We start from the raw sequence: 8,482 nt of genomic DNA, 5'->3' as shown, positions 1-8,482 counted from the left end.
GTCGGCGACGCAGGCGAAATCGTCTCCATCGAGCACTTCGGCGCCTCCGCCGACTACAAGACCCTGTTCCGCGAGTTCGGCTTCACCGCCGAAGCCGTCACCGCCGCCGCACAGCGCTCACTCGCACACGCCAAGCGCTCTCTGCACGCTCCGCCTCCGCTGACGAGCAGTCCTACCGCAGCGACCAGAGCGAACTGACTACGCACACAGTGCCTGACCCCACACGCAAACCTCTCAGTTCTGGTCCGTTGGTCGTGAATGTGACTTGGTGGAGCGGGGCTCCATCGAGATGCTCGGGGCGGAATCAGAGGTGATGAAAGGCCCTCGAGCGTGATTACCTGCCCGTTCAGTTCGTGGTGGTACCAAGGACCACATCATTGCTCGCCATGGGTGAACACCCTCGCACTGGTTCCGGACCCGCCGGGAACCCGTGAAGGCCGGCCCGCTGTTCCGTACCCAGCAAGCACCGTCAGGAATACCCTGGCAAGTACATCCCCTTTGCACCTCCCGGAATCTGCACCGCCCGGAATCGGACCGCCATGAACGATCGCCCGCCGAGTGATTCGACGGTCGCGTCTGGGCCGCCCACCGAACTGGGTCAGGACACTCAGCTGCCGTCGACGACGACGTCGGGCGCCGAATCGGTGTTCGTCGTGGAAAGCGGGGTCGAGCGCCTGGTCGCGGATTGGGAGTCTTCCGGTTCGCCGGCCGAGCTCACCGAATATCTCCCCGACACGGCTGCGATCAGGCGGGCCGCGCTGATCGAGCTGATCAAGGTCGACCTCGAGTACCGGTGGCTGCGGTCGGGGAGCCCGAAGCGCATCGCCGACTACTGCCTCGAATTCCCGGAGCTGCTCGCGGAACCACTGCCACCGGAACTCGTCTACCTGGAGTACCGGGTCCGCCGTCAGAGTGGCGCCGACGTCGATCCCGCCGAGTACGTCGCCGAGTATCCGCAGCAGGCGGCCCGGTTCGAGACCCTCCTCGAACACGACCGCCGCATGGACCGGCGGACCATCACCGCGGAACTCGGTCCGGGCGACGACCTCGACGTCGGTGAGCGCCTCGACGATTTCGACCTGATGATGGAACTCGGTCATGGCGCGTTCGCGCGGGTGTTCCTCGCCCGGCAGCGTTCGATGCAGCGGTGGGTGGCGTTGAAGATCTCCCGCAACATCGGCAACGAGCCGCAGACACTCGCGCAGCTCGACCACCCGTACATCGTCCGCGTCTACGACCAGCGGGTGCTGGAGGACCGCCGGCTGCGGGTGCTGTTCATGGAATACGTCCCCGGCGGCACGCTCCTCGACGTGGTGCGGCTGGTCCGCAAGACCCCGCCCGAGCAGCGATCCGGACAGCTGCTGCTCGATTCGGTCGACCGGATCCTCGAGGAGAGAGGCGAGATCCGGCCCGAGTATTCGAGTGTTCGAGACGAGATCGCCGCACTGTCGTGGCCGGAGACGGTCGCGTGGATCGGGTTGCGGCTCGCCGACGCACTCGACTACGCCCGGGCGCACGGCGTCCTGCACCGCGACATCAAACCGGCGAACGTACTGCTGGGACTCGAAGGCATCCCCAAACTGGCCGACTTCAACGTCAGTTCGAGCGACAGCGTCGAGAATCGCGGCGCCGGAGGATTCATCGGCGGCTCCGTCGCGTACATGTCGCCCGAACAGCTCGAGGTCATCGACCCGGGCACCCACCGAACCGCGTCCGACCTCGACACCCGCAGCGACATCTTCGCGTTGGGCGTCATGCTGTGGGAAATGCTGACCGGGGCCCGGCCCTTCCCGGACGACGACGGGACCACGTCCCCGCCGACGCCTCAGGCTCTTCTCGAGTCCCGACGCCGGGGCGTGGACCCGGAACGATCCGCGCTCCCCGAGGACTGTCCCGCCGCGCTGCGGCGCATCCTGGTGAAATCGCTCGCACCCGACCGGGACGACCGGTGGTCGAGTGGCCGGAAGCTGACACGGCAGTTCGCGCTGTGCCTCGACCCGCACGCCCGCGATCTCGTCGACCCGGCACCGGGAAGCCTGCGGTCCAAGATGTGGCGGTGGGCGCTTCCGATCGTGATCGCCGCCGTCGGCATCCCGAACCTGCTGGCAGCCGGATACAACTACTACTACAACAAGGTGCTGATCATCGCGACGCTGCCCGTCGAGGCGCAGCAGGATCTCGAGTTCGTGCACCTGGTGATCGGCGGGATCGCATTCCCGCTGGGCGCAGTGCTCATCGTCTACTGGTGTCGACTCGCGCTCACGGTGCCGCGAGGACTCCGAAACGGCAGAACCTACAGTTCCGAGGTGCTGGAGAAGGCGCGAGCCACGACGCTCGGACTCGGCCATCGCGCGGTCGTGGTCAGCTTCGGGTTGTGGGTCGTCGCCGGCGTCGCCTACCCGGTCGCCCTGGAGATCACCGCCGGCGGGATTTCGTTGGGCGCATACACGCAACTCCTCGCGTCCCTCGCCGTGTGCGGGGCGGTCGCGCTCGCCTACCCCTTCTTCATCCTGACGTTCTACGCGGTGCGGTGCCTCTACCCGATCCTGCTGTCGCACGGCGAGTTGCGCGGAAGCGACGGCCGCAACATCCGGGCCCTCGGCCGAGGCATGCCGCGGTACCTCGCCGTCGCGGCGGCCGTCCCGTTGATCGGGGTCGCCGGACTCAGCTTCGTCGGTGGAAACACCGGCGACGCCGTGAACGCGACGGTGCGCGCGCTGTGTCTGGGCGGCATCTTCGCCTTCATCGCCGTGTACCAGTTGTTCCGGCGGATCGAGAGCGATCTGCGCGCGCTCGAAAGGGTCGTGTGGCTGGAGGTGCCGGGTCGCCGACCGGGCGGCGGCGGTAGGAGCGCAAAAAGAAGGCCCCTGACGCTGCCGGGTCGGGGTCCGACAGCGCCATGGGCTCACTAGGTATGTCTCCCGAAGCCCCCTCCGCGTTACACCCCGCGTGTCGCACGCCCGGCGAGGCCGCCCATCGTCATGTCGTAGAGGACGGTGGCCAGCTCGTTTCGCCGGTCGCGGAGGTCACGGCGGAGGTATTCGAGGCTCACCTCCCGGTAACTGACGGTGAGCACCAGCAGCAGCGCGTCGAGGTCGACCCCCGGACCGATCGCGGACGGATTCAACGTCACATACGTACGCAACAGGTCGCGGCACCGTTCCTCGATGCGGACCGAACGGTGAGCGGTGAGGGCCACGTGCGGCGCGTCGTTGAGCAGCGAACCGAGGATGTCGCGATACCTGTCCAGGACTGCCAGAAGCTGGGACTGCAGGGCCGCGTCCTTCAGGAACGTGCCCTTCGCGACGGCGTGCTCGAGCTGCGTCCCGAACGTAGCCGTGGTTTCCTCCATGATCTTGTCGATCAGGACCTCGATGATCTCGTCCTTGTTCGCGAAATACTGGTACACCGACCCCTTCGAGATGCCGGCGGCCTCCGCGATGGCGTTCGTGCTGCAGCCGGTGTACCCCTTGGCCCGCAAAACCTGACCAGTTGCCGACAAGATGCGCGCGACCGTCTCCTGCGACCGCTGCTGAGAGGGGTCTTTTCGCTGGCCAGTGCCCATTCGCTGAACCCTCCCGATCTGCCCCACAATGCGACTTGTACCCGTCCGATTAGGTGGGGTGAACTGTAACTCACAGCCCCTCGAGCGGGGGCTGAGGCACAAAGACGCCCCCCTTCTCGACTACCGAATCGAGTGCACCGCAATGACAGAAACCCAGTCCCGGGAGTCGGCGCCCGGCTTCTCCGACTTCACGCCGCCGCGGCGGTTCGACATGGACTCGGAGTGGGGTCGCCGCTCGATGCGGACGCTGTCGCGGTTCGTGCACGGCGACCCGACGCCCACCCCGGCGGAGCGGGAACTTCACGCCCGGGCGGTGGTCCGTCAGGACGAGATCGGTGCCGCACTGGCGCGGGCCGTCCTCGTCGACAAGACCGTGACGATGGCCCAGTTCTCCCAGGCACTCTCCGACGGCATCGGCAGCGTGCCCGACGCGGCGCCGCCGCTGGTCGCCTTCTTCGACGCAGTGGACCGTCGGCCGTCGTGGGTCGACGACCGGCGCCTCGAGCACGGGGCCGCCGTCTGCCTGCGCAGCGGAATGACCGGACTCGACCTGCTCGCGACCGGTTCGCTGATGAACGGCTACCGCAGCGCCGCCACCTCCCGCCAACTCGTGGCCACCGGCAGGTTGGTCGGGGACGGCGCCGGTCAGCGCGTGGCCGAGACCGTGCGGTGGTGGTACGAGTGCGTCCTGCCCGGCGGCATGGATCGCGACCGCCGGGGCTGGCAGTTGTCCGTCCACGTGCGGTTGATGCACGCGTTCGTCAATCTGACCCTGCTGCAGGACGAGAGCTGGGACGTGTCCGACTGGGGCATGCCGATCAACCAGTCGGATCAGGCCGGGACGCTCGCCCTCTTCTCGACGACGTTCCTCGTCGGACTCCGGTCGCTGGGGGTGTGGGTCTCCGCCGACGAGGGCCGCGACGTCATGCATCTGTGGCGGTACATCGGCTGGCTGATGGGCATCGACGAGCACTGGCTGGTCGACGACGAGAACACCGGACGCCGCAACATGTGCCAGATCGGGATGTTCGCTCCCGGCCCCGACGAGAACTCGAGGGTGCTGGCCGACTCACTGCAGAAGTCGTGGGCCACGTTCCACTACCCGCACGCAGAGTCCCTGCGACGCCGGTTCAACCGCCAGCGCCTGCTCAGCATCCAGCGGATGTTCTCCGGCAAGCGCGGCATGCGAGAACTCGGATTGCCGGTCGTGCCCGCCTGGTTCGCTCCGCTGGCGCTGGTGGGGAACGGGACGCTGCACGGTGCGGCCCGAGTGAGTCCGGCCGTCCGCGAACGCGTCGGCCGACGCTCCCGGCGGCGAGTGGAGGCGTGGCTCGCCGCCAACGAGACGTCGTCGCGGGTTCAGCGGCGCTCGTAGATGCCGCGGACGTACGCCGCCTGCCCGGCATGCTGCAGATCGTCGGAGACGACGCTGATCAACCGGACACCGAGAGTGACTGGCGGATCCCAGTTCTCGTCGACGATCCGGTCGAGGTCGTCCGGCCCGATCGACTGGACGTAATCGACGGTGCGGTCGTGTACGGCATCGTGATACCCCCGCAGGAGGTCGGCGCCGGTCCGCACCTTCGCCACCTCGTCCGCGGAGTGCCCGTAGCCGATGTCGGCAACCGGGAACGGGAGGTCGAGGCGCTCCACCCACCCGCCGGACGTCCACACCTGCGCGGTGCCCGCGACACCGGCGACGTGGTCGTCCTGCACTCGCGTCAGATGCCAGATCAGCCAGGCGATGGTGTTCGCCTTCGCGTCCACCCGAAACGTGAGGGCGTCGGCGGGGAGATCGGCCAGCGTGGAATGCACGGTCTCCTGAATGCGATCGAAGGCGTCGGTCAACAGCGCGCTATGGTCCACGATCTTCCTTTCGTCGTGTTCACATCACGTTCCACTATGACCCCCCTCGGGCTCACAGAACCGGCACGACATGTCCCCAGTACCCCGGGCGGCCGCTGACCACCACGGCCGGGCTACGCCGGTGACGATCCGAACCGCCGAGCGTCACGGCTTCCGGAGAACGCGAGATCGCCCCCGCGAGCGGGAGGTACCCCCAGGATTGTGGGCCGGCGACGGCGGCGAGGGATATGGAACGAGCACAGGTTCCTTTCCGGAGTTTCGTGCTGCTGCCTGAGGTTTTCCCACTGATCGGCGTGTCGTTGATCTTCGACGTGTAAGCCCGCTGTCGCCGTGTCCGCGGGGGTCGATGTGCAGATCCCGAAGGCAACCCCGGCACCGGGTGTGGTGACGTGGTGGCGGCGATCGATGTCGCGGCTGCCGCGGTGGTGGATCGGTTCGGTGTGGGCGGGTTGGGCGGAGGTGTGAGGGTGTCGGCTGTGGTCGGCTTCTGTGTTCGGCCTCGAGTAGGGAGCTGAAGGCTCGGCTGCGGAGGAGATCGTGGCGGTTCCGTTTTCATGACACGGACCTTGCGATCACGGCGTCGAGGTACCGGCTCGCGGCGCCCTCGACGCGGGCGCCCTCGGCGACCATCGGCCACGCGCCGTCCATGCCGCCGACAATGGCCGCGCGGGAGAGGAACCCCTCCCAGAACGCCGGTGACCCGAACTCGCCGCGCCACTGCAGGGCGGGAAGGGTGACCCGGTGCAGGGTGTGCTCGTGGGTGGTCCCGATCGCGCCGTGCACCTGGTGGACGTTGCGCACCGCCACGGCCAGGGCCTGCGAAACGACGCTGCGCGCGACCGCAACGCGGAACTGGGACAGCTCGCCGTCGAGGTCGTCGGTGAGGGCGTCGGCGAGCGCGGTGTCCACGGCAGCGCGGGCCAGCACGGACTCGGCGGCGATGTCGACGACGAGGTTCTGCACGGACTGGAACTTCGCCAGGGCGCGACCGAACTGGCTGCGGGCGGTGGTGTGCTCAATCGCCGAGGCGAGCATGCCGTCCATCGCGCCGACGCACTGCAATGCGCGGGCGAGCGCGCCGCGCAGGACGTACGCCTCGACGGCCGCGGTGGATACGGGTGACCAGGAGATGCCCTCACCGACGGTGACAGAGCCGGTCGGCACTGCCGAGATGCCCTCAATGGTAGTGATCGTCAACCGGTCGGTTGGCACGTCCGCGAGCTCGTGGGTATCGCCGGCGGGGCGCACGCACACGACGGTGGCGGTGGCACCGGCCCACGGGACACCGTGCGCGGTCCCCGAGGAATCGAGCAGCGCGACGGTGGCGGTGGAGTCGGACGAGTCGTCGATCCCGGCGGCGCGCCGGAGCGGCCCGGCCAGCAGGTCAGTCTCGGCGTACGGGACGGCCACACCGGCGGAAGCCGCGGTGCGCAGGAGCGCGGCGGCTTCGGCCCAGCCGGCTCCGCTGCCCCCGGCGTCCTCGGGCGCGGTGAGCCGGGCGACGCCGACCTCCCGCAGTGTCGACCACACGGCGTCGGCGTCGGGCCGGACGTCGGGGCCGGAGAAACCGGAGACGACGTCGGAGAGCATCGCCTGCAGGTCCTCGTCGACGGAGAGGTCGACGGTCGTGGCGGTGGTCATCAGCGCATCCCCAGTCCCCGCGCGATGACGCCGCGCAGAATCTCGTTGGTGCCGCCGCGGAGCGTGAAGCCCGGGCGCTGGTGGAGGCCCGCGCGCAGCAGGCCGTGGATCTCGGCGACCGCGGCGGTGCCGTTCGTGCCGGCGAAACCGGGTGCCAGCTCGTCGCCGAGCCGGGTGGAGGCGGTGTCGACGATGTCACCCTCGGTGGCGGTGCCGAGCAGCTTGACGAGGGCTGCCGGGGTGTCGGCGGGTTCACCGCGCTGCAACGCGCCGGCGATGTTCTGGCTGAGGTTGTGCAGTCCGGCCATCCGGGCCACGGTCCGGCCGAGGTCGCTGCGCTCGGGCAGGGCTCCGGTGGAGATCGCACCGATCTCCGCGGCGAACAGGCGGAACGAGGAGAGGAACCGTTCAGGGCCGCTGCGCTCGAAGGCGAGCTCGGAGTTGACCTGTTCCCAACCGTTACCGAGGGTGCCGAAGACCATTGAGTCCGCCACGAAAACGTCCTCGAGGACGACCTCGTTGAAGTGGTGGTCCCCCGAGAGGGAGACGATCGGCCGGATGGTGACGCCCTCGCTGCGCAGGTCGACGATGAACTGACTCAGACCCGCGTGACGGTGCGAGGGGTCGAGCGGTTCGGTGCGGCACAGCGCGATGAAGGCCTCCGCGTGCTGGGCCCCGGAGGTCCACACCTTGGTCCCGGTGATCCGCCAGCCGCCGTCGACCTGAACGCCCTTGGTGCGGACACTGGCCAGGTCGGAGCCGGAGTCCGGTTCGGACATGCCGATGCCGAAGCAGCACTCGCCGGCGGCGATGCGGGGCAGGTACTCGTGCTTCTGCTCCTCGGTACCGTAGCGAAGCAGGGACGGGGCGATCTGTCGGTCGGCGACCCACTGCGCGGCGACGGGGGCGCCCACGGAGAGCAGTTCCTCGGTGACGACGAAGCGCTCGAGGTGGGTTCGGCCGCGGCCACCGAACTCCGTGGGGATCGTCATCCCGACCCAGCCGCGTTCGGCGAGGCGTCGGGTGAAGTCCTCGTCCCAGCGGGTGAGCCAGGTGTCGATCCAGGGTATGAGCCGCCCGGCGTCGACCTCCTCGGCGAGAAACGCGCGTACCTCGGCACGCAGGGCGTTCATCTCATCGGTCGCCACCGTGGTAGGTGGCGCGAGAGTCGAACTCATGGGACCTCCTGATGAGTCCTGCCCGGGCGGCGCCCGGGCGATCGGGGTCGACTGTGCCGCTGTTCGGGGAGTGCGCACAGTCAAATCAAGGGTCAGTCCAGACCGCGGGGTCGCCCTGCCGCGGAGGATGCCCCGCATCACTTGGAAAGTGTCCCAGAAACGCCAGAGATACACAATAGCGAAGCAGACTACGTATATACGCTATCTATTGAGCTCGGATGCCATTGCTACG

Annotated in this window: 7 protein-coding genes; 3 read left to right on the top strand and 4 right to left on the bottom strand. The window is 68.4% G+C overall.

Annotated features, from left to right (window positions below; translation table 11 throughout):
• Window positions 1-198: hypothetical protein (locus tag HGB39_RS33005; protein WP_168442987.1), on the top strand; the 198-nt coding region annotated here is incomplete at its 5' end.
• Window positions 199-539: 341 nt separating this feature from the next.
• Window positions 540-2,912 (top strand): serine/threonine-protein kinase, encoded by a 2,373-nt coding sequence (locus tag HGB39_RS33000; RefSeq protein ID WP_064079808.1) that lies wholly within the window; start codon window positions 540-542, stop codon window positions 2,910-2,912.
• A 26-nt stretch (window positions 2,913-2,938) separates the two neighbouring features.
• Here the strand turns inward: HGB39_RS33000 and HGB39_RS32995 are convergent, their stop codons facing one another.
• The gene (locus HGB39_RS32995; RefSeq protein WP_037206876.1) at window positions 2,939-3,565 is read right to left on the bottom strand and encodes a TetR/AcrR family transcriptional regulator; all 627 of its coding nucleotides are present in this window, start codon (window positions 3,563-3,565) and stop codon (window positions 2,939-2,941) included.
• Window positions 3,566-3,707: 142 nt separating this feature from the next.
• Here HGB39_RS32995 and HGB39_RS32990 point away from each other — a divergent pair, with 142 nt between their 5' ends.
• Window positions 3,708-4,940, top strand: coding sequence for an oxygenase MpaB family protein (locus HGB39_RS32990; protein WP_005564486.1), 1,233 nt, complete (start codon window positions 3,708-3,710; stop codon window positions 4,938-4,940).
• On the opposite strand, the gene HGB39_RS32985 is transcribed toward HGB39_RS32990, so the two are convergent.
• From HGB39_RS32985 to HGB39_RS32975, 3 genes are all read right to left on the bottom strand, one after another.
• Window positions 4,925-5,431 carry a mycothiol transferase gene (locus tag HGB39_RS32985; protein WP_005564483.1) on the bottom strand — a complete coding sequence of 169 codons (507 nt, stop codon included), beginning with the start codon at window positions 5,429-5,431 and terminating at the stop codon, window positions 4,925-4,927. The two genes, HGB39_RS32990 and HGB39_RS32985, sit on opposite strands and share 16 nt — an antisense overlap.
• A gap of 552 nt (window positions 5,432-5,983) precedes the next feature.
• The gene (locus HGB39_RS32980; RefSeq protein WP_005564481.1) at window positions 5,984-7,072 is read right to left on the bottom strand and encodes an acyl-CoA dehydrogenase family protein; all 1,089 of its coding nucleotides are present in this window, start codon (window positions 7,070-7,072) and stop codon (window positions 5,984-5,986) included.
• The gene (locus HGB39_RS32975; RefSeq protein ID WP_043788660.1) at window positions 7,072-8,250 is read right to left on the bottom strand and encodes an acyl-CoA dehydrogenase family protein; all 1,179 of its coding nucleotides are present in this window, start codon (window positions 8,248-8,250) and stop codon (window positions 7,072-7,074) included. The genes HGB39_RS32980 and HGB39_RS32975 overlap by 1 nt, the downstream gene beginning before the upstream one ends.
• Window positions 8,251-8,482: the final 232 nt, after the last annotated feature.

This window comes from Rhodococcus opacus, assembly GCF_012396235.1.
GTDB lineage: Bacteria > Actinomycetota > Actinomycetes > Mycobacteriales > Mycobacteriaceae > Rhodococcus_F > Rhodococcus_F opacus.
Note: the sequence above shows the minus strand (reverse complement) of the source record. Positions and strands in the feature narration are given on the sequence as shown.

What these genes read in the sequence shown, in the direction of transcription:
- HGB39_RS33000 (WP_064079808.1), top strand. Translation starts at nt 540, where the DNA reads ATGAACGATCGCCCGCCGAGTGATTCGACGGTCGCGTCTGGGCCGCCC.
- HGB39_RS32995 (WP_037206876.1), bottom strand. Translation starts at nt 3,565, where the DNA reads ATGGGCACTGGCCAGCGAAAAGACCCCTCTCAGCAGCGGTCGCAGGAG.
- HGB39_RS32990 (WP_005564486.1), top strand. Translation starts at nt 3,708, where the DNA reads ATGACAGAAACCCAGTCCCGGGAGTCGGCGCCCGGCTTCTCCGACTTC.
- HGB39_RS32980 (WP_005564481.1), bottom strand. Translation starts at nt 7,072, where the DNA reads ATGACCACCGCCACGACCGTCGACCTCTCCGTCGACGAGGACCTGCAG.
- HGB39_RS32975 (WP_043788660.1), bottom strand. Translation starts at nt 8,250, where the DNA reads ATGAGTTCGACTCTCGCGCCACCTACCACGGTGGCGACCGATGAGATG.